The following is a 25,482-nucleotide window of genomic DNA, read 5'->3' as shown; positions in this document are numbered from 1 at the left end:
GTGGGATGCCCGTAGCCCCCGGCCTGGATTAGTAAGGTGAACGATCAAATCGGAGGGACCGGCAGGGCTCCACCGATCAGGCGGGCCGGGCCAGCGAGAGCCCGAACCGGCCCTCGTCGTCGGTCCACCACTCGGTGAGCCGCATGCCCGCCGCCGCCAGCTCCTCGGCCACCCGCTCCCGGCGGAACTTGGCCGACACCTCGGTGCGCAGCTCCTCGCCCTCGTCGAAGTGGACCGGCAGGTCCAGCTCCGGGATCTTCACGGTCTGGTCCCGCAGTGACCGCAGCCGCATCTCGATCCACTCCCGCTCCGGGTCCCAGAGCGCCACGTGCTCGAAGGCCTCCGGGTCGAAGTCGGCGGCCAGCTCCCGGTTGAGCACGTTCAGCACGTTCCGGTTGAACTCCGCCGTCACCCCGGCCGCGTCGTCGTAGGCGGCGACCAGGACCGCCGGGTCCTTGACCAGGTCGGTGCCGAGCAGCAGGAAGTCACCCGGGTCGAGGGCGGCGCGCAGCCCGCGCAGGAAGGCGGCGCGCTCCGCGGGCAGCAGGTTGCCGAGGGTGCCGCCGAGGAACGCGACCAGGCGGGGTCCGCCGTCCGGCGGCAGGCCGAGCCGGGCGGTGAAGTCGGCCAGCACGCCGTGCACCGCCAGCCCCGGGTACTCGGTGGCGAGCGCCGCGCCGGCCGCGCCCAGCGCGCTCTCGCTGACGTCCACCGGCACGTACGCGTCCAGCGTGCCCAGGTCGCGCAGTGCGTCCAGCAGCAGCCGGGTCTTCTCGGAGGAGCCCGAACCCAGCTCGACCAGGGTGCGGGCCCGGGTGACGGCGGCGATCTCGCCGGCCCGGGCGGTCAGGATGGCCCGCTCGGCACGGGTCGGGTAGTACTCGGGCAGCCGGGTGATCTCCTCGAACAGCTCGCTGCCCCGGGCGTCGTAGAACCACTTGGGCGGCAGCGACTTGGGCTCGGAGGTCAGGCCGTGCTGCACGTCGTACCGCAGGGCGGTGCTGAAGTGGTCGGCGGGCAGCAGTCGGGTGAGATCGAAGGTGCTCATGGCAGATGGATCCTCTGTTCAGGAAGTGAAGAAAGGAGGAGATCTTCAGGAGAGAAGGCTTCAGGAGAGAAGGCTTCGGGAGGGAAGGATTCAGGAGGCCCGGGCGAGAGGGGTGACGGTGACCCCGGCCGGGCCGGCCAGCAGCAGCGACCGGTCCGGGACGGCCGTCCAGTCCGGGTGGTCGTCGGAGGGCTCGGAGGCCACCAGCACGCCGAGGCCGGGCACCGTTCGGTGGTGCAGGGTGTCGCCCCAGGCCGTCGCGGCGACGGCCCGCCCGTCGGTGAGCAGCAGGTTGAGCCGCCCGTCCGTGTGGGCGGTCACGTCCGCGACGGTGCCCGCCAGCGCCTCGCCCAGGCCCGCGCCCCCGCGCAACCGGTGCAGGGTCAGTGCCCAGAGCAGTGCCGAGTCGGTCCGCGCCACCAGCCCCAGCAGTTCGGCGGGCGGCAGCAGCGATGCCACCGCGCCCAGCCGCTCCGGCCAGCCGGCCACCGCGCCGTTGTGGCTGAACAGCCAGGGTCCGGCGGCGAACGGCGCGGCGGCCTCCTCGCCCGCCGCGCAGCCCTCGGTGGCCGAGCGGACGGCCGCCAGCAGCGCCCGGGTGCGCAGGACCCGGGCGAGATCGGCGAAGGAGGCGTCCGCCCAGACCGGCCCGGCCCGCCGGTAGCGGGCCGGGACGTCGTCGCCCTCCGCGTACCAGCCGAGGCCGAAGCCGTCCGCGTTGACCGTGCCGTACTGCTGGACGCGGGGTGCCCAGGACTGCCGGTAGAGCCCGAACGGCGGTGCCACCAGCAGCTCCCGGGGCGCCACCGGTTCTCCCAGGTAGGCGAGGTGACGGCACATCAGCCGGAATCCACGTCGGCGGCGGTGCGGAACCCGGCGAAGATCTGGCGCCGGATCGGGTAGTCCCAGTTGCGGAAGGTGCCCCGGCAGGCGACCGGAGCCACGGCGAAGCAGCCGCCGCGCAGCACCTTGTGCTCCGGCCCGAAGAAGACCTCCGAGTACTCCCGGTACGGCCAGGCGCGGAAGCCCGGGTACGGCCGGAAGTCGCTGGACGTCCACTCCCAGACGTCGCCCATCAGCTGCCGCACCCCGTACGGGGACTGCCCGGCGGGGTAGCTGCCGGCCGGGGCCGGGCGCAGGTGCCGCTGGCCGAGGTTGGCGTGCTGCGGGGCCGGTGACGCGTCGCCCCAGGGGTGGCGGCGCGAGCGGCCGGTGGCCGGGTCGTGCCGTGCGGCCTTCTCCCACTCGGCCTCGGTCGGCAGCCGCCGCCCGGCCCACCGTGCGTAGGCGTCCGCCTCGTACCAGCTGACGTGCAGCACCGGCTCGTCGTGCGGTACGGCCTCCAGCACGCCGAAGCGCCGGCGCAGCCACTGGTCGCCGTCCCGGCGCCAGAACAGCGGGGCGGTGAGTCCGGCCTGCTGCCGGTGCTCCCAGCCCTCGGGCGTCCACCAGCGCGGTTCGTCGTAGCCGCCGTCGGCCAGGAACCGCAGGTAGGCGCCGTTGGTGACCGGCGTGGTGTCCAGCCGGAAGGCGGGCAGGTCGACCCGGTGGGCGGGGCGTTCGTTGTCCAGTGCCCACGGTTCGGTGTCGGTGCCCATGGTGAACGGCCCGGCCGGGACCAGCACGTCGGCGGGCAGCCCGGCCGCGTCCGCCGGGGCGGGCGGCGGCGGGGGAGCGGCCAGGGCGGGCTCGCCCCGGCGGAGCTGATGGGTGATCAGCATCGTCTCGTCGTGCTGCTGTTCGTGCTGGGCGATCATGCCGAAGGCGAAACCGGCGTCCAGCAGGGGTGCGCCCTCCAGCGGGCTGGCGGCGAGCAGGTCGAGCACCCGGCCGCGGACGTCGTGCGCGTACGCGCGGGCCTCCCCGGGCGGGAGCAGCGGCAGCCTGGGCCGCTCGGCCCGCGGGTGCTCGAACGCGTCGTAGAGCGGGTCGATCTCGGGGTGCATCGGGTCGCGGCCGCCGATGTTGCGCAGCAGCCAGAGCTCCTCCTGGTTCCCGATGTGCGCGAGGTCCCAGACCAGCGGGGACATCAGAGGGGAGTGCTGGGCGGTGAGGTCGTGCTCCCCGACGCAGTCGGTCAGTGCGGCGGTGCGGGCGCGGGCGGCCAGCAACTCGGAGGCGATCGTCTCGCGCAGGGTCTCCAACGGCAGCGAGTCCACCGGCAGCGAGTCCAACGGCAGAGCGTCCAACAGCAGCGCGTTCGTCGGCAGCGCGCCCGGCGACAGGGGGGTCGGGGAGGGAGCGGTCGGCTGTCCCGGTGCGGGCGTGCCGGCCGGGCGGGCGTCGCGCACGGTCCGTGCCGCGTGCGCGTCAGCGGCGGTGCGGGCGTCGTCGGTCATGGTGCGGCCTCCTCCGGGGGAGTGCGTAGGCTGCCGGAGCGCAGGGCGTCCAGCTGGTCGTCGGCCGGGCAGCGGCCGCGCGCGGGGTAGCGCTCGGCGAACTCGGCGACGACGGCGCGCAGCCGTTCGGCCCCGGGCATCCGGCCCAGCGCGGCGTCGGCGGCGGCGAAGCAGGTCAGGGTGGCGCGGCGCAGCTCGGGGTCGGCCACGGCCAGGGTGGCGGCCCGGCGCCAGACGTCGCTGCGCGGCGGGCGCGGTCCGTCCGGGCACTCCAGCGGCTCCAGCGCGGCGAGCGCGGCGTCGGCGGCCACCGGGTCGTCCAGCAGGGCGGTGGCCAGGGCGGCGGGGACGATCCAGCCGTCGCCGGGCTGGGCGTCGATCATCCGCAGCTCCAGGTAGCCGTGCGGGCGGACCGGCGGGAAGAGCGTGGTGCGGTGGTAGTCGAGGTCGGCCAGGGTGGGCGGGCGCTCGCCGCGGCCGCGCAGCCAGTCGCGGAAGGTCAGCCCGGCCGGCGCGGTCCACGGGAGGCCGTCGTGACGGCGGACGCAGAGGACCTCGGCGTCCAGCACGTAGCGGGTCCAGGCCTCGCGCGGGTCGCCGTGGTCCGGTGACGGGGCGAGCGTGCGGCTGGGGTCCATCCGGGACCAGACGGTCTGGCGGGTGGACCGGTGGCCGGTGGGCCGGCCGTCCAGCAGCGGAGAGTTGGCGAAGGCGGCGACCAGGACGGGGCCGAGCCGGTGGGCGAGGCGCCATCGTCGGTCGAGCGAGTGCGGGCCGCTCTCCGCGCCGGAGTCCAGGCAGACCTGGAGGGAGGCGGTGCCGGTCATCATGATGCGGCCCCAGGGACCGGCCGAATTGAAGAACCGTTCCATCGCCACGTAGCGCGGGTGGTCCAGCACCATCTGGCGGGGTCGGGCCAGGGGGTCGGTGCCGGTACCGGTGAGCCGCAGGCCCTGTGCCGCGAAGGCGGCCCGCAGGGCGGCGAGGTCGCGCCGGGTGTCGGCGACGCAGCCGGTGAGGCTGTCGGCGGGCGGGGAGCTGAGCTCTACCTGGCCGCCGGGTTCGAGGGTGAGACGGGAACCGGAGGGGAGCGAGGTCCCGTCGGGGCCGCCGAGCGGCAGTGCGTTCAGTGCGGCGTGCAGTCGTTCCGGAAGGACGGGGTGGGTCGGACATCGGTCGTCGTGGACGAACCACTCCAGCTCGACGCCGACCAGGCGGGGCGGCCCGATCTTGAAGCAGACGCCGGCCATGTGGCCGCGCGCCTCGGACTCGGTGAGCGGGGTCACCGTGGTGGGGCTCCCACCGGGGCGGAGTGCGCCTCCGGGGGGTCCGGCGGCGGACGGCCCGCCGCTCTGCCGGTCGGGCGGGCTGGTCGGTCGAACGGGTATCACCGGACTCACCATCCTCGGGATCACGATTGCGGCCCGGTCTACTCTGCCCAGTCTGCTACGGACCATGCGGAGTCGCCCCACAAACATCTGCTGCAGAGGATTCACCGCAGGTCAGAAGGGGTACGACAGGGTGAATCAGGCCCGGTGCCGGGCCTTCGGCGGCTCCCCGAAGCAGCCGTTCCGCAGTCGTTCCGCCGCCGTGCGGCCGCCGTGCGTGGCCGTCCGCCGACCTCGGCCGCCGTGCCTCGCCGTCAGGCCCCGTCCGCCGGACCGGCCCCGAGGTGGGCGGCCAGGCCGCGCCGGCCGCGGTGCATCATCACGGCGTGGTTGGCCCGGAACAGCAGGTGGGCGGGGACGGCGAGGCGGCGCAGCAGGGCACTGGCCGGGCGGGCGTCCTCCTCGAAGAGGACCTCGGAGCCGCCGGCGCCGTCCGCCGTGACCGTCCAGCGCGACCAGCCGATCAGGTCGGCGTCCATGGCGGCCTCCAGCACGCCGGCCCCGTGGTCCCGTCGGGTCGTCGTGAGCCGGATCACCAGCCGGTACGGGAGCAGGGCGCGGACCAGCACCTCCCCGCTGTCCGGGCCGGTCTGCCGGACGTCACGGATGTCGGGCCACCAGCGGGGGTAGCCCGGTACGTCCTCCAGGGCCGCGTACACGGCGCCCGGCGGTGCGGCCAGGCGCCACGTCCCGCGGAACCGGTAGTGGTTGAGATCCACGGGCGCACTCTAGTCCGGGCGGGTCCCGGCCCGGTCCGGGTTCGGCAGGTTCGCCGGGTCCGGCGGGTCCGGCGCGAACTCGACCGGGAGGACCACGGCACTCCGCTTGCACGCATTCGGCGTGCGGAGGAGGATCTTTTGTGCTTGTAGTCTCATCAGTCACAGCCGCCCCTCCAGGCGGCCGGTCCACCGGAAGACGAAGCGAAGGAGTTCCGAGGATGCGGCGACCGAACTGGGTACCGGAAGGCACGGACCTGGACAAACCGAACGCCGCGCGGGTCTACGACTACTACCTCGGAGGCTCGCACAACTTCGAGGTCGACCGGGAGATGGCCCGCAAGGCGATCGCCCTCTGGCCCGAGCTGCCGCAGATCATGCGCTCCAACCGCGCCTTCCTGCGCCGCGCCGTGCAGTTCACCGCCGAACGCGGCATCACCCGCTTCCTGGACATCGGCTCCGGCATCCCCACCTTCGGCGCGGTCCACGAGATCGCCCGCGCGATCCGCCCCGAGGCCCAGGTGGTGTACGTGGACCGCGACCCGGTCGCCGTCGCGCACAGCCGCCTGCTCCTGGAGGGCGACGAGGGCTGCTCGGCCGTCCAGGCCGACGTCCGCGACATCGACGACCTGATGTCCCGCCCCGAGGTGACCGACCTGCTGGCGGCGGGGGAACCGGTGGCCGTCCTGCTGGTCGCGGTCATGCACTTCGTCGAGGACCAGGACAACCCCTGGAAGCTGATCGAGGTGATCCGCGACGCCCTCCCGCCGGGCAGCGCCCTCGTCCTCTCGCACGCCTCCCTGGAGGGCCGGCCCGACCAGGCCGAGGACCACCAGCGGCTGTACAAGATGACGCCCACTCCGCTCACCATGCGCACCCACGAACAGATCACCACCATGTTCACCGGCTTCGACCTGGTCGAGCCGGGCGTGGTCTACCTGCCGCAGTGGCGCCCCGAGCAGCCGGAGGCCGTCGGCCGCAACCCCGAGCGGATGACCGGAGTGGCAGGCGTGGGGTTCCGCCCGTGATCGGAGCACCGGAGCCGAGCAGCAGCGCCGAACGGTTCCACGCGGACTGGGCGCGCCTGCTCTCCGGTGACCACGGCACGGCGGTCCATCCCGGCCTGGTCGGCCGGCTCGTCTCCCGGACCGCCGCGCTGCTCCACCGCGCCCAGCTGGAGGAGCCGTTCGAGCCCCAGCTGGCCGCCGAGGCCGGGGCCCACCTGGTCGAGGCGCACTTCATCGACCCGGTGGTGCTGGCCCGGGCGGTGGAACTGCTCCAGCAGCAGCCGACCCCCGACGGCCGCGGACCCGCCCTCAGCGGTGCGTTCGCGGCCGGCTGGGCCGCCGCCCTGCGCGAGCGCACGCTGCGCGAGCAGGAGGCCATCCGCACCGCCGCCGACGTGGCCCGCAAGGAGGCCGAACGGGCCCTGCGGGCCTCCGAGGCCCGGTTCCGGGCGCTGTTCGAGAGCGCCGCGATCGGCATCGGCATCGGCGACACCGACGGCAACATCCTGGCCGTCAACAAGGCGCTCCAGGAGCTGTTCGGCGCCGGCCCGGAGGACATGACCGGCCGCCGCGTCGGCGACCTCGTCCACCCCGAGGACGCCCCGGGCGTCTGGGAGGCGTACGAGGACCTGATCAGCGGCAAGCGCGAGTACTTCCAGTTCGACAAGCCGTACTACCGGCAGGACGGCGAGGTGGTCTGGACCCACCTGACCGTCTCGCTGATCCGGGACGACGACGGCGTCCCGCAGTACCAGGTGGCGATGCTGGAGGACGTCACCGACCGCTACCGGCTCCAGGAGCGGCTGCGCCACCAGGCCACCCACGACCCGCTGACCGGCCTGCCCAACCGCGCCGCCTTCTTCGAACGGCTGGAGAAGCTCTTCGAGGACCCGGACCCGGGCGCCCGGTTCGGCCTCTGCTACGTCGACCTCGACGGCTTCAAGGTGGTCAACGACAGCCTCGGCCACGACACCGGCGACCAGTTGCTCGCCGCCGTCGCGGCCCGGCTGAAGGCCGCCCTCAGCCCGCTCGGCCACCTGGTCGCCCGGCTCGGCGGGGACGAGTTCGTCGTCCTGCTGGAGAACAGCCGCGGCGAGCAGGAAGCGGTGGCCGCCGCCAAGACCGTGCTCAAGGCGCTCGCCGGGCCGGTGCTGATCGGCGACCACAAGCTCGCCGTCGGCGCCAGCGTCGGCGTGCTGGAGCGGAGGGTCTCCACCACCACCCCCGGCGCCGCCGTCCGCGCCGCCGACCTGACCCTCTACCGCGCCAAGGAGGCCGGCCGGGGCCGCTGGACCCTCTTCGACCCCAAGGAGAACGCCCGCGCCGTCTCCCGGTACGCGGTCTCGGTGCGGATGCCCGCGGCCCTCGACCGGGGCGAGTTCTTCATCGACTACCAGCCGCTGTACGCGCTGGCCGACGGCCGGCTGGCCGCCGTCGAGGCACTGGTCCGCTGGCGCCACCCGCAGCTCGGCGTGCTCGGCCCGGACGAGTTCGTCACCACCGCCGAGGAGACCGGGCTGATCATGCCGCTCGGCCGCTGGGTGCTGGAGCAGGCCTGCGGCCAGGCGGCCGAATGGATCAAGCGGTTCGGCGACGCCGCCCCGCAGCTCAACGTCAACCTGGCGGTCCGCCAGGCCCGCAGCGCGGCCCTGGTCACCGACCTCGGCCGGATCCTCGACACCACCGGCCTCGACCCGGCCCGGCTCCAGCTGGAGATCACCGAGTCCACCGTGGTCGGCCCGGAGGACGAGGCGCTGCGCACCCTGCACGGGCTGGTCGGCCTCGGCGTCTCGCTCGCCGTCGACGACTTCGGCACCGGCTGGTCGAACCTCGCCTACCTGCGCGACCTGCCCGTCTCCGGCCTGAAGATCGCCGGCTCCTTCGTCGGGGACCTGCACGACCCGGCCAAGGACGAGTCGACCGGCTGGCGGATCGTCAGCGGTCTGGTCTCGATGGCGCACGCCCTCGGGCTGACCGTCACCGCCGAGGGCGTGGAGACCCGGCGGGACGCCGAGCGGCTGCGCCGGATCGGCTGCGACTGGGCGCAGGGCTGGCACTTCGGCCGCCCGGTCCGCCCCGCCGAGATCGCCCGCCGCATCGTCGAGGAGCCGCAGGGCCGCCCGGTCCCGCCAGCCTGAGGCGGCGTCCGGCGCAGCTCCGGGCGTCGAGCTGCGGACGTCCCGTCCTGCCCGGCCTTGCCCGGCCCTGCCCGGCCGGCCGACTGTGCGCGGCCCGACCCCGCCCGGCTGCCCGGCCCCGTCGTGGTCCTCAGCCCACCAGGCGGGAGAGCTCGATCGAGTGTCCCGTCCGCTCCACCTTGGCCCGCAGGTAGCGGACGTTGGAGGGGGACAGGTGGACGCCGGTGGGCACCCGGTCGTGGACCGTGACGCCCAGGCGGGTCAGCTGGGCGGCCTTGTCCGGGTTGTTGCTCAGCAGGTCGATCCCGGTGACGCCCAGCGCGCCGAGCATCTGGGCGGCCGCGGTGTAGTCGCGGCCGTCCTCGGGCAGACCGAGCGCGGTGTTGGCGTCGTACGTGTCCAGGCCGGCATCCTGGAGTAACGGTACACCTCTCCACCTTGTGCCCGACCTGCGTAAATGGGTTGAGGTAGCCGCCTATGTACCCGTCTCATCGGCCGTGGCCCGAGCCTTGCTCAAAGCTTCACGCCGGGCTTCGTTCGAGTAGGAGCGCAGTCGGGCCATGGTCAACTCGGCTTCAGCTAGCTCTTCAGTCGGCACGTAGACCACCCGGTTCTCTGGGCCCTCCCCGACTATTCGGACTTCGAGCCCGATCAGGCCACGCTGCGGTGTCGGCATCATGCGGTGATCTTAGGCAGTGATCCACTTTGGGGTTCGGGGCGGCCTCGTGGGACATCCGGGATTCGGGGTGCGCCGCAGCTGCTACTTCAGCAACAGGTGCGTGTCACGGGAACAGGCGGTAGGCGTCGAGGGCTCGTGCCTGGGTTTCCCGGCGGGTGCGCGCGGTGTGCTGGGCGGCCTGCTTCCCGGTGCGCAGGGGGACGTCCCAGGCTCGTAGGCGGCGCTTGACCCGGTCCGGGGTGACGCCGTAGAGCTGGGCCAGCGCCTGGGCGGACGTACCGTCGTTGTAGAGCCGGACAGCCTCCTCGCGGTCCACCCGGGGGTCGTTGGTGGCGGGGCCCTTGGTGGCCCCCCAGGTCCGGAGCCACTTGGTCATGATGGCCTCGGAGACCCTGTGGTTCTTCGCGAGTGTGCGCCCCGGGGTTCCGGTGGCGTAGGCGGTGATCAGGTTGGTGCGGGCCTTGCCGGTGGGTTCGGGGATCTTGGGTGGCACGGGTTCCGTTCGGGCATAGAAGGTCCCGCCACGCGCGAGCAGCGAGGCGGGATTCGGTCTCAGGGTTCGAGCGGCCGGGCGTAGACCCCGTCGGTAAGTGGTGAGAAGCCGTGGCGTTCCCAGGCCCGGCGGAGCTTGTCCATGGCCTCCTCGTCGGGTCGGCGGACCTCGGGGTCGTCCGAGTCGAAGCTGCACGGCTCGTCCGGCCCGTGTTCGTGGATCGGGGCCGGGTAACAGATTGCAAGCGTTCCTGGAACGGCCAGGCGGCGGAGGGCCTCGACCGCCAGGCGCATCCCGACGCCCTTCCCGCGCCACTCGGCCGAGACCTCGACCGACTCCAACAGGAGCAGCAGCGACGGCCGCAATTCGGCGAGTGCCGGGGCGAGCCCGCCGTCCTCGGTGAAGGCAACCCGCGGAATGCGGTCGAGAAGGCCCGGGTCCAGCGCCAGCGCTTCGCGGGGGTTCGGCGTGACACCGGGGATGACGCGGGTGATGTCGGCGGTGCCGAAGATCTTGGATCCGTTCTCGTAGAAACTGGCCCGCCAGCGGTCCGCGTTCCTCGACCAGTCCGCGTCGGCGAAGTGGCGCGACTCGTACGAGATGACCAGACGGTCGGCCATCGGTGCTCTCCCTTGCAGTGGGGGCAGGCCCCTCGCGCGTGCTGGCGAGGGGCCTGCCGTTTGCTGGCAGCCGCTACTTCGACGGCGTGGCGGGCTTCTCCTCGGCGGGCTTGCCCGCGTGCTTCGGCGGCGGCTTCTCGTTGCCCTTGTGCTTGGACACGATGATCTCGATGCGCATGGCAGGTTCCTCCTACTCGGCGGGGGCGGTGTCGGCGGCGTCCGGCGGCGTGGGGCCGGGTGGCCTCTCGGGCTGCTTCTCCGGGTCGTGGCCCATACTGATGACTCCTCACACTGCGGGGTTTCCGGTCACCGGCAGGTGCCGGGGTCCTTCGGTGTTGCGGAACCCGCTCCGGCCGGCCGCCTGCCAGGGATGACGGCCGGAGCAGGAATCTGGGTGGCCCACAAGGGCCGGTGCTGCACCCACCAGGGAACCGGCGGCGGCAGGCCGCCCCACGCCCGCCGCCGGCCCGCCCACAGGCCGCCGATGCCGAACACCGGAGCCGCGTAGGGGTCCATCAGCGCAGCCGGGGGTGGTTGGCCTCGCGCACCCGCGCCAGCAACCGGGCGCGGCGAACCCTGTCCCCCTCCGATAGGGGCGCCTCGCCGAACTCCTCCGGCGTGAGGACCGGCCGGGGCCCGGACGCCTTTCCCGCAGGCCACCGGTGGGCCTTCAGCCAGGCGAACGGATCCACCGGCCCCAACTCCTCGGCGGTGCTGTCCAGGGCCGCCTGAACCTCGTCCTGGTCACTCACCGGCCACCCCCGACGCCACGCACTCCCCGTCCTCGACGTGCCGGGCCCGGTTGCGCGCGAGCATTCGCCCGATCGTCGGGTGCTCGGCCTGCGGGTACTGCGCCTCGGCCCGGTCGAAGAACGCGCACCCCGGACACTCGTCGGCGTCCGGCGGTACGTCGTGCGGACGGGCCGCGACCTCACGAAGGCTCACGCCGCGCCCCTGTCCGGACACACGTCCCTGCCGCAGGTGCAGGGCGGCCACTCCCGCAGGATGGCGACCCTATCCGGGACGGAATCCGCGGTGACGCGGTCGGCTTCCGTCGGTTCCTGTAGATCCGTCGTCTGCGACATTCGCCGTGGCTCCCGTCTCCAGCCCTGATTCGTAGTCAGAACGGTAGGAAGTGCAGCCAGATCACGGCCACGAAGTTCTACGGGATTCCACGCGAACTGACGGGGATCACCCAAGTAGCGCAGCGGCTGATGTGATCAACTCCCGGGCGGCGGCACCATAGACCGCCAGCTCGGCCAGTTCGCCGAAGGTCTCGGCGTACAGCTTGATCTCACTGGGTTGGGTGATCGTGAGATACCCGGAGACCAGTTCAACATTGACCTGGGCGTTGTCGAAGATCCAGAAACCCTCGGCCGGCCAGCGCATCCGGTCCGGCCGCATTGGCACAACTCCCAGACTGGCGTTGGGAAGTGAGCCGACCGTGGTCAGGTGGTGCAACTGGTCGCGCATCACGCCACTGCCGCCGATGCCGCAGCGCAGAACCGACTCCTCAACCAGGAAAGCGAATCGGCGATCACCCGCGTACAGCACCTGCTGGCGCTCCATACGGGCCGCAACAGCTGCCTGTACATCGTCGACCAGCCCTCGGCGCTGCCGGATCGCCTGGAGCACCGCCGTTGTGTATCCCGGAGTTTGAATCAGTCCGGGCACCAGCCACGATGAGTAGGACCGGAACCGATGGGTGCGCTCGTACAGGGGCAGCCGGGCTTCCTGTGCGGCCTTGAGACCCGCGCGCTCCAAGCGCCGCCACTCGATGAACATGCCTTCAACGGCCCGCAGAGACGCCACCAAGTCCGCTGCACGCTCATCCGCGCCACAGGCCCGGCACCACTCCCGGATGTCATCCTCTGATGGCGGCGTGTGGGCGTTCAGCAGTCGGGAGACCTTGGACGGGTACCACCCGCACGCCGACGCCAACTCTCGCCCTGTTAGCCCAGCGTCCCGCTGAATCTCGCCGAGCCTGTCAGCGAGATTCTGGCGGGCGCGCTGGACGCTTGAAGATGCGGAGACAGCCATGAACAGCTACCGATCAGGCGGGACGGTACTCCGCATGGGGAGTCGCCCGTTCCCAAGCTGCTTCGTAGGCCGTCAGGTACCGCTTAGCCAGCTCCGGATCGGTCCGGACCTCCATCTTGCCCTCGGCCCACTGTCCGTTGCCCGTGAAGTGGTGCAGGATCACCACCTCGTCGTCCATCACCCAGCCGTCCAGGCCGGGCAGCAGAAGGTCGCCAGCGCGGGAGCGTGGCAGCCACCGCACATCCTCGCCCGCCGCGACATTCGGGAACGTCACGTCGTACTCGTATCGGATGTAGTCGGTGACCGGCTCGGAGACCACGCGCAGCCGCCGCATCACGACTCCTCGGCCGGTCGCCTCAGCAACGACGTCCAGCCAGGACCGCCACCAGGATGCGCGGTCGGCGGGGTCAAGACGCTTGCCGTCCTGCCAGGCGATGAACTCCGGGTCGTCGAGCATGTAGCTGTCCCGCATCTCCAGATGAACCGCAGAGCGCTGGGCCTTCGCCAACTGCTCACGAACCGCTGTTGCCACCGCTGTTGTCCTCGTCCTCGGGCCGGGGGATGAACTGGATCATGTTGGCGGGCAGCCGGATCATGAACTCGTGGTCCGGGATGTCCGTGGTGTGACCGGGGACCGAGCCGACCTCCTGCGCGGCCCTGATGTCGTCCTCGCTGGCCTTGTACGACTGGATGAGCAGATCCCCGGTCTCCGTCTCCCGCCAGATGGTCGGGGAGCCGTCGTCCGGAGTGTTCGGGTGGATCCCCAGGAACTCTAGAGCCATGACTGCCTCCGATGTCGATCAGGTTCTACGTAGTTCCAAGGGTGCCGGCCCGGCGTGCTCCCGTCAGGCGAATGTCCCAGTCCTCAAGGTGTTGGCCGGATCATCGAACACTCGGGCGGTCAGATGCGGTTGCCCCAGCGGTGGGCGGCGAGGCTGCGGGCGGCGTTGGAGCGGCCCGCCGGGGGCTCTTCGGCGGGGAGGCGGACGCGGGCGATCAGGCGGCCCGCTTCGGCGCGGAGCTGGCGGGCCTCGGCGATCAGGGGGTGGGCGACCATGACGCCGTGGCGGGTGCCTCCGGCGATCGGGCGACCGTTCGCGCGGACCTGGTCGTCGCAGTGCGCGGCGTCGCGTAGGTGGTGTTCGGCGAGGCGGAGCGCGGCGTCCTCTTGGGGGTCTAACTCGATCTCCAGGGCGGCGAATCCGGCGCGCAGGTCGGTGATGATCTCGTTCACGGGAAGACTCCTTTCGCTACTGTGGGTGGATGGGCGTGACGCTGTGCACATGAGGGTTGGTCCATGCCCATGCGCATCGGTGCTGAGCTGCTATGACGCCCCGGAGAAGAAAGAAGCGCGCCTCACCGCTCATGAAGTACTGGTCCCCCGCGCGACGCAGGCGCAGCAGGGTGGAGAGGAACAGGAACTCGGTGTCCGGGTTGGCCTCCCATGCTTCGTGGTTGACCACGTCGCGGTAGGTCAGCCCGAGGGCGTTGCACCACGTGAGGTAGTGCGCGGGGGTAGGGGTCTTGTCCTCGGCCTCCCAGGCGTCGACGGTGGCGAGGTGGACGCCGACGCGGTCGGCGACCTCGGCGACCGTCAGGTCCAGGGCCTTGCGGCGGGCGTTGAGGGTGATCGGGTGGGCCGGGCGACGCCGGGCTTGTACGCGGACAGGTTCTCCCGGAAGATCCGGCCGACCGCGAGACGGTTGCGGCGGGCCCATTCCCGGCCCTTCGTCTCCTGCGCCTTGAGAGACAGGATGTCGTGCTTGGCCACCCCGCGGACCACCTGCGATTTCCGCAGCAGCAGGTTCACCGTGGGAAGGCTCTTGGCCTCGCGCGCCATGCGATCACTCTCCAGTCAGCGGCGCGCACCCGCACCTGGAGAGGTGCCAGGCTGATTACGCGCTCCGCAGGGCGTACGCGTCGAGCTTGTTGTACAGCCCGATGCCCCGGCCCTCCTGCCGCAGGTAGAGCAGGTACCCGCCGGCCGTCGTGATCCGCTCCACCGACTCGCGCAACTGCGGGCCGCAGTCGCAGAGGTCCGAGCCGAACACGTCCCCGGTGAGGCACTCCGAGTGCAGCCGCACGAGCGGTGTGCCGCCCGCCGGCACCTCGCCGAGGGCCAGGGCGAGGTGCTCCGCGCCGTCCGCCGGCCCGTGGAAGGTGGACACCTCCGCGTCGGCCCGGTACCCGTCCGGGAACGTCAGCGGGATCCGGACGCGGGACCGCACGGTGGCGGCACCGGTCTGCGGCGGACGGGTTCCCGCGGGTCGTGAGTTCCACTCCGGTCTCGGACGGAATCGTTTGTGCGCGGCCATTTCCCGCCGTGCGTGCGTGCGGAATGTGACGAGATTTCGTTCGTGCCCGAGGAGAACCGCTTCGGGATATCTTCGGCGGGCGGTGACGGTGCTCCCGGCCCGGGCCCGGGTGAATTCCTTTCGGGAGAATCCCGGGCGCCGGTCGAAGGCCCGGTCACGGCGGTGGGGGCGGACGGGTCGGTGCTTCGTGTGGTTCCGGTGCGTCTGCGACCGGTCGACCGGGTTGCCCGGAATGCGGAAGGCGGCGGACAAATGCGGCCGACGGTGGGAGACTGACCCCCGTGTGAGCGGTCCGAGCTTGCCGCACCGGTGCATGTCGCACCGTGACGCCCTCAATGGCGAGGGGGACCGCCGGCGCTTCCCCGGAGCGGGAGCGCCCTGTCTGTCGACCACGGAAGGTCCTGAGAGATGCCGGCTACCCCTGTGTCCGTGGCGTCGCATGACGCCGGGAACCCTGTCATCGAGTCGCTCTACGCCGAGGTGCTGCGGCGGAACCCGGGAGAGCCGGAGTTCCACCAGGCGGTGCGGGAGGTGGTCGAGACCCTCGGACCGGTGCTGGAGCGGAGGCCCGAGCTGGTCGACGCCCGGATCGTCGAGCGGATCGTGGAGCCGGAGCGGCAGCTGATGTTCCGGGTGCCGTGGACGGACGACCAGGGGCGGATCCACGTCAACCGCGGGTTCCGGGTGGAGTTCAACAGCGCGCTCGGGCCGTACAAGGGCGGGCTGCGGTTCCACCCGTCGGTCAACCTCGGGATCGTCAAGTTCCTCGGCTTCGAGCAGATCTTCAAGAACGCGCTCACCGGGCTGGGCATCGGCGGCGGCAAGGGCGGTTCGGACTTCGACCCCAAGGGGCGGTCCGACGCGGAGATCATGCGGTTCTGTCAGTCCTTCATGACCGAGCTGTACCGGCACCTGGGCGAGCACACCGACGTCCCGGCCGGGGACATCGGCGTCGGCGGCCGGGAGATCGGCTACCTGTTCGGGCAGTACAAGCGGATCACCAACCGCTACGAGTCGGGCGTGCTGACCGGCAAGGGCATCGGCTGGGGCGGTTCGCAGGCGCGCACGGAGGCGACCGGCTACGGGTGCGTGCTGTTCACCGCCGAGATGCTGCGGGCCCGGGGCGAGGACCTGGACGGCCTGCGGGTGGCGGTCTCCGGCTCCGGGAACGTCGCCGTGTACGCGGTCGAGAAGGCCCAGCAGCTCGGGGCCACGGTGGTCACGGTCTCGGACTCCGCCGGTTACGTGGTGGACGAGAAGGGCATCGACCTCGCGCTGCTCAAGGAGGTCAAGGAGGTCCGCCGCGGCCGGCTCACCGAGTACGCGGAGCTGCGCGGCAGCCACGTCCGGTACGCCGAGGGCACCGGTGTGTGGAGCGTGCCGGTGGACGTGGCACTGCCGTGCGCGACGCAGAACGAGCTGACCGGTGCGGACGCGCTGGCGCTGGTCCGCAACGGGGTGCGGGCGGTCGCCGAGGGGGCCAACATGCCGACCACGCCCGAGGCGGTCCGGGTGTTCCAGGACGCCGGGGTGGCCTTCGGCCCGGGCAAGGCGGCCAACGCGGGCGGGGTCGCCACCAGCGCGCTGGAGATGCAGCAGAACGCCTCGCGCGACTCCTGGTCCTTCGCGCGGACGGAGGAGCAGCTGGCCGGGATCATGCGGCACATCCACGACTCCTGCCACACCACGGCCGAGAGGTACGGCCGACCCGGCGACTACGTGCTGGGCGCCAACATCGCCGGCTTCGAGCTGGTGGCGGACGCGATGCTGGCGCAGGGCCTGATCTGACGCGTCGCCGTAGCCGTACCCGCACCTCCCCGACCGGTCCCCGCGGCCGGTCGGGGAGGTGTTCGTCGCCGTGTCGCCGTGCCGCCGTGTCGCCGTCCCCGGGCCGCGGTGACGCGGCGGCCGACCCGACCGGAGCGGGCACAGGATGTCGGGTGCGGCCCGCGGGCGCTGCCTACGGTGGAACGCAGTAAGGGAAAGGACGGGGCGCGGATGCTGGAACGGCTGAACCAGGCCATGGAGTACATCGAGGAACACCTCGACGGGACGGTCGAGGTGGCGGAGCTGGCGCGGATCGCGACGACGTCGGAGTACCACTTCCGGCGGCTGTTCTCGGCGCTGGCCGGGATGCCGCTGTCGGAGTACCTCCGGCGCCGGCGGCTCACCCTGGCCGGGGCCGAAGTGCTCTCCGGCGAGCGGACGTTGCTCGATGTCGCGGTCCGGTACGGCTACACCTCCGGCGAGGCGTTCGCCCGGGCGTTCCGTGCGATGCACGGGGTCGGCCCGGGGGAGGCGCGGCGCGGCGGTGCGGTGCTCGTCTCGCAGCCCCGGATGTCCTTCCGGCTCGTCATCGAAGGGAGCAGCAGCATGCGGTACCGCATCGTGGAGAAGCCGGCGTTCCGGGTGGTCGGCAGACGGGCCCGGGTCCCGCTGGTCCACGTGGGGGTCAACCCGGCCATCGCCTCGTTCATCAGGGGGCTCGGCCGGGAGACCGTCGACCGGATCGCGGCCCTCTCGGACCAGGAGCCGGACGGCGTCGTCTCGGTCACCGAGTTCTTCTCGGACAGCCGGGAGGAGGGCGTCGAACTCGACTACTACCACGCGGTGGTGGCCGGCGCGGAGGTCGAGGTGCCGGAGGACCTGGACGTGCGCGAGGTCCCGGCCGGCACCTGGGCCGTCTTCTCCAACACCGGGACGTTCCCGCAGGCGTTGCAGGAGATGTGGCGGGACGTCTACACCCAGTGGTTCCCGTCCAACCCGTACGAGTCGCGGCCCGGCCCGGACATCCTCCGCACCCGCTTCCCCGCGGAGGCGGGGCAGGCCGAGGCGGAGATCTGGGTCCCGGTGGCCCGCGCGGGGCGGTGACGGACGACGGCTGACGGTGCCCGCCGGGCAGCGGGCGGCGGGCACCGTCAGCCGTCGTCCGTCCGCGCCCGTCCGCCGGCCCGGCCCTCCGCCCGTTCGGCCCAGCACCACCGGCCCGCCCGACGCCCCGCCCGCATGCTGGGCGGGGAAGCACCGAGGCGGCCGGGGGCCGGCGAGCGAGGAGTGGATCGAGGATGGCCGAGGCGTTCGGGTTCGTCGACTACGGCGGGCCGGAGAAGCAGGAGTTCCTGGACCGGCCCGTGCTGGAGCCGGGACCGGGACAGCTCGGGATCGCGGTGCGGGCGGCCGGGGTGAACCCCGTGGACTGGAAGGTCCGCCGGGGTCTGCTCGGCCGGGACCGGGAGCTGCCGGCCGTCATGGGCCAGGAGGCGGCGGGCGTGGTGGAGCGGGTCGGGCCCGGGGTGACCGGCTTCACGCCTGGCGACGAGGTGTTCGGGATCGCGGCGGCCGGGGCGTTCGCGGCCCAGACGCTGCTGCTCGCGCGGATGAGCGCGCCGAAACCGGCGAAGGTCGGCTTCGACCAGGCCGCCACCCTGCCGGTGGCGGCGGCGACGGCCGACGACGCGGTCCGGGACGTCGGGGTGGGCGCCGGGCAGACGCTGCTGATCCTCGGTGTCTCCGGCGGTGTGGGCAGCGCGGCCGCCCAGATCGCCCGCAGCCGGGGCATCCGCGTCATCGGCACGGCGAGCGACGCCAACCGCGGCTACGTGGAGTCCCTGGGGGCGGTGCAGGTCCGGTACGGCGCCGGGGTCGCCGAGCGGATCCGGGCGGTGGCCCCGGACGGGGTCGACGGGATCCTCGACCTGGTCGGCGGCGACGACGTGCGGGCCGCCGCGACCACGCTGGCGGACCGTTCCCGGCTGGTCGCCACCTCCGACCCGGCCGCCGCGGCCGAACTCGGCGGCCGGTTCGTCACCCGCTCCACCACGCCGGAGACGCTCGCCGCGCTGGCCGGGCTGGTGGCCGCAGGCGAGCTGGACCCGCAGATCAGCGCCCGCTACCCGCTGGCCCGCGCCGCCGAGGCGCTCGCCCTGGTCGAGTCGGGCCACGCGCGCGGGAAGCTCGTCCTCGAAGTCGCCTGAGCGGCGTCCCCGGCCACCGATCCACCCCGGTCCGCCCGGACCGCCGAACAGTCCTGAGGAACGCGGATGAAGATCGACGAGGTAGCGGTCGGCGGCCCGTGCTGGGTGGAGCACGGCAGCACCGACCCCGTGGCGGCCCAACGGTTCTACGGCGAGCTGTTCGGCTGGCGGCCCGAGACGGACGAGCGGCCCGAGGCCGGCGGGTACACCTTCATGAGGCTGGACCGCGCGATCGCCGCCTCCGTCTCCCCGCTGTACGGCGAGGGGCAGCCCACCGCGTGGACCGTCTCGTTCCTGGTGGCCGACGCCGACGACGCCGCCGCCCGGATCACCGGGGCGGGCGGCAGTGTCGTCGTCCAGCCGATGGACGCACTCGACTTCGGCCGGTTCGCGATCGTCGCGGACCCGTCCGGTGCGGTGTTCGGGCTCTGGCAGGCGGGACGCCTGGTCGGCGCCGAGGTGCTCAACGCCCCCGGCGCGCTCGGCTGGGTGGAGCTGCTCACCCGGGACCGGGAGGGCGCCGCGGCGTTCTACCCGGCGGTGTTCGGCTGGACGGTCGGCCCGTCCGGGCAGTACACCCAGTGGGGCCTGGCCGGCGACGACTTCGGCGGCATGCTGGTGATGGGCGAGAACTTCCCCCCGCAGGTGCCGCCGCACTGGCTGCCGTACTTCGCGGTCGCCGACGTGGACGTGTCGGCGTTCCGGGCGGGCAACCTCGGCGCGGACGTGCTGATGGCCCCGGCCGCGGTGCCGGACGGCCCGCGGATCGCCGTCCTGCGCGATCCGCAGGGCGCGGCGTTCGGCATCTACCTGGCGGGCTCCGAGGGCTGACCGTCCGCCGCCGGGGCCGGCCGGCCCTGCGCGGACCTGCCCGTACCGCGTCCGCGCAGGGCGCCGACCGCGGCGCCCGCCGTCACCAGCAGGGCCGCCGGCGGCACCACGTCCCCGACCCGGTCGTACCAGGTGAGCGCGGACGGCGCGGTCAGCGGCAGCCGGACGACCAGCGTGCCCGTCCCGTCCGTGCCGAGCCGGGCGAGCTCGCGCCCCTGCGCGTCGAAGGCGGCCGACACCCCCGTGAGCGAGGCCTGGACGGCCGGCCGGCCGGTCTCGGCGGCCCGGATCGCGGCCAGCGACACGTGCTGCTCGGGCGCCCAGGTGCGTTGGAACGTCGAGGTCGAGGACTGGTAGACGAGCACCCGTGCACCCGCCCGTGCGGCCGTCCGGGAGAGGTCGGGGAACGCCGACTCGAAGCAGATCAGCGCGCCGACCGGCAGCGCGCCGCCCGCGCGGTCGACGGCCGGCAGGAGGTGGAAGGCGCTGCCGGGGGCCCGGTTCTCGCCGGCCGCCCGGCTGACCCCGGCCACCCAGCCGAGCACCGGCCGCAGCGGTACGTACTCGCCGAACGGCACCAGCCGGATCTTGCGGTACCGGTCGACGATCCCGTCCGGCGAGATCAGCACCGCGTCCTTGGAGATCCGTCCGTCGGCCTTGCGCGCGTCCTCGCCGGCCAGCACCCGGGCGCCGGTCGTGGCGGCCAGCCCGCGCAGCCGGTCGAGCGCCGCCGGGTCACGGTCGAGGTCGGCGGTGGTGCTGGACTCGCCCCAGACGACCAGGTCGACGGGCCGTCCGCCGAGGGCCTCGGTGGCGCGGACACCCGCCTCGAAGCGGGCCTGCGGTTCGTCGACGATGCCGGGCTGGACCAGGGCGAGGGTGATCGCGCCACCGGCCCCGCCCGCCCCGGCCCCGCCCGCCCCGGCCCCGCCCGCCCCGGCCGGTTCGGGCGCGGGTCGCAGGGCGAAGAGCAGCGGCCCGGCGGCGAGCAGACCGGCCACCACGAGGGCGGCCACCGTCCGGGGCCGCCGTTCGGCGGCGGTCAGCACCACCAGGACGGCGGTGTTGACCGCGACCACGGCCGCGCTGACCAGCCAGATCCCGCCGATCGAGGCCAGCGCGAGGACGGTCGGGTGCTGCCACTGGGTGGCGCCGATCAGGGCCCACGGCCCGCCGAGGGCGTGCCAGGACCGCGCGTACTCGGTGGTCAGCCAGACCGCGGCGACGACCACCGGTGCGAGCAGCGCCCGCCGGGTGGTCGGCGGCGGGTGCAGCAGCCCCCACACCGCCGCGCCGACCCCGGCCTGGAGCGCGCCGAACAGCACGGCGAGCAGCGGAAGCGCGGGCCCGACGGACGGCACCAGCCAGTACATGCCGGTGAGGATGAAGCCGGCGCCGAACCACCACCCCCGCACCGCCGCCTCGCGCATCCCGGGTGCCCGCTGCATCAGCAGCAGCCCGGGGACGAGCGCGACCCACGCCAGCGTGGCCAGCCCGGGCGCCGGGAAGGCGAACACCGGCACCGCCCCGGCGGCCAGCGCGGCCAGCCGTGGCCGGTACCGGGCGGCCCGGTCCGGGCGGCCGGGAGCGGCGACGGCCGCGGGACCGGCGGGACCGGCGGGACCGGTGAGCAGGGAGCGTCGCGACATGCCCCGTATTGTCCGCTCGGCGCGGCCCGGTCACCAGCCCTGTGATCACCCGAACGGGTCCGGCGTGTCGCGGGACGGCCGTGCGGGTCCGTACGGACCCGCACGATCCCGGAGGGGGCGTGCGAACGCCGTGCGCCGCCCGCGAGGGATCGCGGGCGGCGCACGGGGGGACACCACCGGACGGTGGGGCGACGGGCGGGAACCGCCCGGGGCGGCTCAGCCGTCCTCGCCCTCCAGGTCACCCTCGGTCTCCAGGAACGCCGCCTGCAACTGCTCGATCAGCTCCGGGTCCGGCTTCTCCCAGAGCCCGCGGCTCGCCGCCTCCAGCAGGCGCTCGCTGATGCCGTGCAGCGCCCACGGGTTGGCGTCCGCCAGGAACTCCCGGTTGACCGGGTCCAGCACGTACTCCTGGGTGAGCTTCTCGTACATCCAGTCCGCGACCACGCCGGTCGTGGCGTCGTACCCGAACAGGTAGTCGACGGTGGCCGCCATCTCGAAGGCGCCCTTGTAGCCGTGGCGGCGCATCGCCTCGATCCAGCGCGGGTTGACCACCCGGGCGCGGAACACCCGGGCCGCCTCCTCGGTGAGGGTCCGGGTGCGGACCGTCTCCGGCCGGGTCGAGTCGCCGATGTACGCGGTCGGCGCCTTGCCGGTGAGGGCGCGCACGGTGGCCACCATGCCGCCGTGGTACTGGAAGTAGTCGTCCGAGTCGGCGATGTCGTGCTCGCGGGTGTCGGTGTTCTTGGCGGCGACGGTGATCCGCTTGTACGCGGTCTCCATCTCCTCGCGGGCCGGCCGCCCGTCCAGCCCGCGCCCGTACGCGTAGCCGCCCCAGACCGTGTACACCTCGGCGAGGTCGGCGTCGGTGCGCCAGTCGCGGCTGTCGATCAGCTGGAGCAGGCCCGCGCCGTACGTCCCCGGACGGGAGCCGAAGACGCGGACGGTGGCCTTGCGCTCGTCGCCGTGGACGGCGAGGTCGGCCTGGACGTGCGCGCGGACGTAGTTGTCGGCCTCCGCCTCCTCCTGGGCGGCGGCGAGCCGGACGGCGTCGTCCAGCAGGGCGACCACGTGCGGGAAGGCGTCCCGGAAGAAGCCGGAGATGCGCAGCGTGACGTCGATGCGCGGGCGGCCCAGCTCCTCCAGGGAGATCGTTTCCAGGCCGGTGACCCGGCGGGAGGCGTCGTCCCAGACGGGGCGGACGCCGAGGAGCGCGAAGGCCTCGGCGATGTCGTCGCCGGCGGTGCGCATCGCGCTGGTGCCCCAGAGCGAGAGCCCGACCGACGGCGGGCAGGCGCCGTCGTTGTCGGCCCGGTAGCGCTCGACCAGCGAGGCGGCCAGGGCCTGCCCGGTCTCCCAGGCGAGCTTGCTGGGTACGGCCTTCGGGTCGACGGAGTAGAAGTTGCGGCCGGTCGGCAGCACGTTGACCAGCCCGCGCAGCGGCGAGCCGGACGGCCCGGCCGGGACGAAGCCGCCGCGCAGCGCGTGCAGCACGGCGTCCAGCTCGCCGGTGGTGGCGGCCAGCCGCGGCACCACCTGGGCGGCCGCGAAGTCCAGCACCTCGCGGACCGCCGTACGGACCTGCTCCGGCAGCTCGGCGGTGACCTTCTCGACCGCCTCCGGGGCCCAGTCCTCGGCCTCCATCGCCTCGACCAGCTCGCGCGCCGCGGCCTCGGCCGCGTCGGTGGCACCGAGGGTGAGCGCGGACTCGTCCAGGCCGAGCGCCTCGCGCAGGCCGGGCAGGGCGTTGACGCCGCCCCAGATCTGCCGGGCGCGCAGGATGGCGAGCACGATGTTGACCCGGTCGGTGCCGGCCGGGGCCTGGCCCAGGACGTGCAGGCCGTCCCGGATCTGGGCGTCCTTGATCTCGCAGAGCCAGCCGTCGACGTGCAGCAGGAAGTCGTCGAAGCCGTCGTCCTCGGGGCGCTCGTCCAGGCCGAGGTCGTGGTCGAGCTTGGCGGCCTGGATCAGCGTCCAGATCTGGGCGCGGATCGCGGGCAGCTTGGCCGGGTCCATCGCGGCGATGTTGGCGTGCTCGTCGAGCAGCTGCTCCAGGCGCGCGATGTCGCCGTAGGAGTCGGCGCGGGCCATGGGCGGGACGAGGTGGTCGACCAGGGTGGCGTGGGCGCGGCGCTTGGCCTGGGTGCCCTCGCCCGGGTCGTTGACCAGGAAGGGGTAGACCAGCGGCAGGTCGCCGAGGGCGGCGTCGGGGCCGCACTCGGCGGAGAGCGCGGCGGTCTTGCCGGGCAGCCACTCCAGGTTGCCGTGCTTGCCGAGGTGGACCACCGCGTGGGCGCCGAAGCCGCCGTCGGCCTGCTCGGCCGCGATCCAGCGGTAGGCGGCCAGGTAGTGGTGGGACGGCGGGAGGTCCGGGTCGTGGTAGATCGCGACCGGGTTCTCGCCGAACCCGCGCGGGGGCTGGATGAGGACGAGCAGGTTGCCGGAGCGGACGGCGGCGAGCACGATGTCGCCGTCCGGGTTCTGCGAGCGGTCGACGTACAGCTCGCCGGGGGCCGGGCCCCAGTGCTCCTCGACCCGGGTGCGCAGCGCCTCGGGCAGGCCCGCGTACCAGCGGCGGTAGTCGGCGGCCGGGATACGGACGGGGTTGCGGGCCAGCTGGTCCTCGGTGAGCCAGTCCTGGTCGTAACCGCCGGCGGCGATCAGCGCGTGGATGAGGGCGTCGCCCTCGTGCTGGCCCTCGGCCGACTCGTCGAGCCCGGGCAGGCCGGTGCCCAGGTCCATGCCCTCCTCGCGCAGCGCGGTCAGCAGCCGCACCGCGCTGGCCGGGGTGTCCAGACCGACCGCGTTGCCGACCCGGGCGTGCTTGGTCGGGTAGGCGGAGAGGACGAGCGCGAGCCGGCGCTCGGCGGCCGGGATGTGCCGCAGGCGGGCGTGGGAGACGGCGATGCCGGCGACCCGGGCGGCGCGCTCGGGGTCGGCGGCGTAGACGGTGAGGCCGTCCTCGTCCAGCTCCTTGAAGGAGAACGGGACGGTGATCAGGCGGCCGTCGAACTCGGGCACGGCGATCTGGGTGGCGGTGTCCAGCGGCGAGAGGCCGTCGTCGCTGGCCTCCCACTGGGCGCGCGACCAGGTCAGGCAGAGCGCCTGGAGGATCGGCCGGTCCAGGGCGGCGAGCGCGCCGGCGTCCCAGGCCTCCTCGTCGCCGCCGGCCTGCGCGTCGGCCGGGCGGGTGCCGCCGGCGGCCAGCACGGTGGTGACGAGGGCGTCGGCCTCGCCGAGGGCGGCCAGCAGGTCGTCCTCGGCGCCGCGCAGCGAGGCGCAGTAGTACGCCCGGGCCTGCGCGCCCCGGTCCTCGATCGCCCGGCAGAGGGTCTCGACGAAGGCGGTGTTCCCGCTCATGTGGTGGGCGCGGTAGTAGAGCACGGCGATGACCGGGCCGCCGTCGGTGCGGGCGGTGCGCTCCAGCGGTCCCCAGGCGGGGGCGGAGGCGGGCGGCGCGAAGCCGTGGCCGGTGAGCAGCACGGTGTCGGAGAGGAAGGCGGCCAGCTCGGCGAGGTTGGCCGCGCCGCCGTGCGCCAGGTAGGCGTGGGCCTCGGCGGCGATGCCGGCCGGCACGGTGGACAGCTCCATCAGCTGGGCGTCGGGCGCCTGTTCGCCGGTCAGGACGACGACGGGGCGGGGGCCGGCCAGCAGCGCGTCCAGGCCCTCCTGCCAGGCACGGCGTCCGCCGAGCAGGCGGACCACGACCAGGTCGGTGCCGTCGACCAGGGCGGGCAGGTCCGCGGGCGTGAGCCGGGCCGGGTTGCCGAGCCGGTAGCGCACCGGTCCCTCGGCGGAGCGGGCGCTGAGCAGGTCGGTGTCGGACGTCGACAGCAGCAGGATCATGCGAAGGCCCTCCCGGCCTCGGAGGCGCCCCGAGCCGAAGGGCACGCCGGCGTGGAATGTGACGAGTGACGAGCGACTGGCGAAGGACGGCGGAACACCGGAGCGGGGGCCCCTCCGGCCCGGCGGCGGGCAGGGAGGGCGTGCGTCAACGGCGGGTCCGGGAGCCCGGCGGATCCCTCCGGCCCGCCTGGGGCAGGGAGGGGGAGCGGCCGAGTCACGGTGGACCGGACCGCGGGAGCGGGCATGCGGCGGCGCATGGCTTTTCGAGCCTTCCTCGGGGTCCGCGCCCCGGGCCGGTGGAGGACGGCAGGAGTTCCTGGCTCCCGCGGTCTCCCGGCGTTCCGGTGGACCGCGGTCACAGTGGCGGGACCGCACCGGGCTCGCACCGGTTTCCTCCCCTGC

At 73.5% G+C, this 25,482-nt stretch carries 22 protein-coding genes, 2 pseudogenes and 1 riboswitch; of the genes and pseudogenes, 6 read left to right on the top strand and 18 right to left on the bottom strand.

Translation table 11 applies throughout. The annotated features are described in order from the left end of the window. Positions 1-76: 76 nt before the first annotated feature. The 5 genes from egtD to PUR56_RS11895 form a co-directional block, all read right to left on the bottom strand. On the bottom strand, positions 77-1,048 hold the full coding sequence (gene egtD / locus PUR56_RS11915) for an L-histidine N(alpha)-methyltransferase (protein ID WP_329948858.1): 972 nt from the start codon (positions 1,046-1,048) through the stop codon (positions 77-79). Positions 1,049-1,138: 90 nt separating this feature from the next. Then, positions 1,139-1,888 carry an ergothioneine biosynthesis protein EgtC gene (gene egtC, locus PUR56_RS11910; RefSeq protein WP_329948857.1) on the bottom strand — a complete coding sequence of 250 codons (750 nt, stop codon included), beginning with the start codon at positions 1,886-1,888 and terminating at the stop codon, positions 1,139-1,141. Next, complete coding sequence (egtB, locus tag PUR56_RS11905) at positions 1,888-3,387, bottom strand: ergothioneine biosynthesis protein EgtB (RefSeq protein ID WP_329948856.1); 1,500 nt, start codon at positions 3,385-3,387, stop codon at positions 1,888-1,890. Before egtB ends, egtC begins: the two co-directional genes overlap by 1 nt. Next, a complete protein-coding gene (egtA, locus tag PUR56_RS11900) occupies positions 3,384-4,673 on the bottom strand; it encodes an ergothioneine biosynthesis glutamate--cysteine ligase EgtA (protein WP_329948855.1) in 1,290 nt (429 codons plus the stop codon). The genes egtB and egtA overlap by 4 nt, the downstream gene beginning before the upstream one ends. A 356-nt stretch (positions 4,674-5,029) precedes the next feature. Beyond that, positions 5,030-5,494, bottom strand: coding sequence for an SRPBCC family protein (locus PUR56_RS11895; protein ID WP_329948854.1), 465 nt, complete (start codon positions 5,492-5,494; stop codon positions 5,030-5,032). Between the two features lie 218 nt (positions 5,495-5,712). On the opposite strand from PUR56_RS11895, the gene PUR56_RS11890 reads away from it, so the two are divergent. Together PUR56_RS11890 and PUR56_RS11885 are read left to right on the top strand one after the other, a co-directional pair. Further along, complete coding sequence (locus PUR56_RS11890; protein ID WP_329880389.1) at positions 5,713-6,519, top strand: SAM-dependent methyltransferase; 807 nt, start codon at positions 5,713-5,715, stop codon at positions 6,517-6,519. Continuing rightward, positions 6,516-8,636, top strand: coding sequence for a putative bifunctional diguanylate cyclase/phosphodiesterase (locus PUR56_RS11885; protein ID WP_329880388.1), 2,121 nt, complete (start codon positions 6,516-6,518; stop codon positions 8,634-8,636). The genes PUR56_RS11890 and PUR56_RS11885 overlap by 4 nt, the downstream gene beginning before the upstream one ends. Positions 8,637-8,766: 130 nt before the next feature. Here the strand turns inward: PUR56_RS11885 and PUR56_RS11880 are convergent. The 11 genes and pseudogenes from PUR56_RS11880 to PUR56_RS11830 all read right to left on the bottom strand — a co-directional run. Continuing rightward, positions 8,767-9,096: pseudogene (locus PUR56_RS11880) on the bottom strand (GTP cyclohydrolase); the annotation flags it as partial. A gap of 322 nt (positions 9,097-9,418) precedes the next feature. Further along, a complete protein-coding gene (locus PUR56_RS11875) occupies positions 9,419-9,808 on the bottom strand; it encodes a hypothetical protein (protein WP_329948853.1) in 390 nt (129 codons plus the stop codon). Positions 9,809-9,867: 59 nt separating this feature from the next. Then, entirely contained in the window at positions 9,868-10,428 is a 561-nt protein-coding gene (locus PUR56_RS11870; RefSeq protein ID WP_329948852.1) for a hypothetical protein, read from the bottom strand. Between the two features lie 515 nt (positions 10,429-10,943). Further along, the gene (locus PUR56_RS11865; protein ID WP_329880386.1) at positions 10,944-11,180 is read right to left on the bottom strand and encodes a hypothetical protein; all 237 of its coding nucleotides are present in this window, start codon (positions 11,178-11,180) and stop codon (positions 10,944-10,946) included. Then, positions 11,173-11,373: a hypothetical protein gene (locus PUR56_RS11860; protein ID WP_329880385.1), complete on the bottom strand. Its 201-nt coding sequence runs from the start codon at positions 11,371-11,373 to the stop codon at positions 11,173-11,175. The genes PUR56_RS11865 and PUR56_RS11860 overlap by 8 nt, the downstream gene beginning before the upstream one ends. A 246-nt stretch (positions 11,374-11,619) precedes the next feature. Further along, complete coding sequence (locus tag PUR56_RS11855) at positions 11,620-12,468, bottom strand: helix-turn-helix domain-containing protein (RefSeq protein ID WP_329880383.1); 849 nt, start codon at positions 12,466-12,468, stop codon at positions 11,620-11,622. 13 nt (positions 12,469-12,481) lie between these two features. Then, complete coding sequence (locus tag PUR56_RS11850; RefSeq protein ID WP_443034480.1) at positions 12,482-13,000, bottom strand: DUF6879 family protein; 519 nt, start codon at positions 12,998-13,000, stop codon at positions 12,482-12,484. Next, the gene (locus PUR56_RS11845) at positions 12,981-13,250 is read right to left on the bottom strand and encodes a hypothetical protein (protein WP_329880381.1); all 270 of its coding nucleotides are present in this window, start codon (positions 13,248-13,250) and stop codon (positions 12,981-12,983) included. The genes PUR56_RS11850 and PUR56_RS11845 overlap by 20 nt, the downstream gene beginning before the upstream one ends. 119 nt (positions 13,251-13,369) lie before the next feature. Then, positions 13,370-13,702 carry a hypothetical protein gene (locus PUR56_RS11840; RefSeq protein ID WP_329880379.1) on the bottom strand — a complete coding sequence of 111 codons (333 nt, stop codon included), beginning with the start codon at positions 13,700-13,702 and terminating at the stop codon, positions 13,370-13,372. A 16-nt stretch (positions 13,703-13,718) separates the two neighbouring features. Next, positions 13,719-14,186 (bottom strand): helix-turn-helix transcriptional regulator, encoded by a 468-nt coding sequence (locus PUR56_RS11835; protein WP_329948851.1) that lies wholly within the window; start codon positions 14,184-14,186, stop codon positions 13,719-13,721. Between the two features lie 186 nt (positions 14,187-14,372). Continuing rightward, positions 14,373-14,783, bottom strand: a pseudogene (locus PUR56_RS11830) (hypothetical protein); the annotation flags it as partial. A gap of 408 nt (positions 14,784-15,191) precedes the next feature. Here PUR56_RS11830 and gdhA point away from each other — a divergent pair. The 4 genes from gdhA to PUR56_RS11810 all read left to right on the top strand — a co-directional run bounded on the left by gdhA (position 15,192) and on the right by PUR56_RS11810 (position 19,588). Further along, positions 15,192-16,571, top strand: coding sequence for an NADP-specific glutamate dehydrogenase (gdhA, locus tag PUR56_RS11825; protein ID WP_329948850.1), 1,380 nt, complete (start codon positions 15,192-15,194; stop codon positions 16,569-16,571). A gap of 210 nt (positions 16,572-16,781) precedes the next feature. Then, positions 16,782-17,654 carry an AraC family transcriptional regulator gene (locus PUR56_RS11820; RefSeq protein ID WP_329948849.1) on the top strand — a complete coding sequence of 291 codons (873 nt, stop codon included), beginning with the start codon at positions 16,782-16,784 and terminating at the stop codon, positions 17,652-17,654. 194 nt (positions 17,655-17,848) lie between these two features. Further along, entirely contained in the window at positions 17,849-18,757 is a 909-nt protein-coding gene (locus PUR56_RS11815; RefSeq protein WP_329948848.1) for an NADP-dependent oxidoreductase, read from the top strand. 66 nt (positions 18,758-18,823) lie between these two features. Further along, positions 18,824-19,588, top strand: coding sequence for a VOC family protein (locus tag PUR56_RS11810; RefSeq protein ID WP_329948847.1), 765 nt, complete (start codon positions 18,824-18,826; stop codon positions 19,586-19,588). On the opposite strand, the gene lnt is transcribed toward PUR56_RS11810, so the two are convergent. Both lnt and cobN read right to left on the bottom strand, forming a co-directional pair. Further along, complete coding sequence (gene lnt / locus PUR56_RS11805; RefSeq protein WP_329948846.1) at positions 19,564-21,237, bottom strand: apolipoprotein N-acyltransferase; 1,674 nt, start codon at positions 21,235-21,237, stop codon at positions 19,564-19,566. The genes PUR56_RS11810 and lnt overlap by 25 nt on opposite strands. A 216-nt stretch (positions 21,238-21,453) precedes the next feature. Beyond that, on the bottom strand, positions 21,454-25,080 hold the full coding sequence (gene cobN / locus PUR56_RS11800) for a cobaltochelatase subunit CobN (protein WP_329948845.1): 3,627 nt from the start codon (positions 25,078-25,080) through the stop codon (positions 21,454-21,456). Between the two features lie 328 nt (positions 25,081-25,408). Then, a riboswitch (cobalamin riboswitch) is annotated at positions 25,409-25,474 on the bottom strand. Positions 25,475-25,482: the final 8 nt, after the last annotated feature.

The sequence above is a fragment of the Streptomyces sp. BE303 genome (assembly GCF_036290945.1).
GTDB lineage: Bacteria > Actinomycetota > Actinomycetes > Streptomycetales > Streptomycetaceae > Kitasatospora.
The sequence above is the reverse complement of the archived record's forward strand: the minus strand, read 5'-3'. Positions and strand labels throughout refer to the sequence as shown.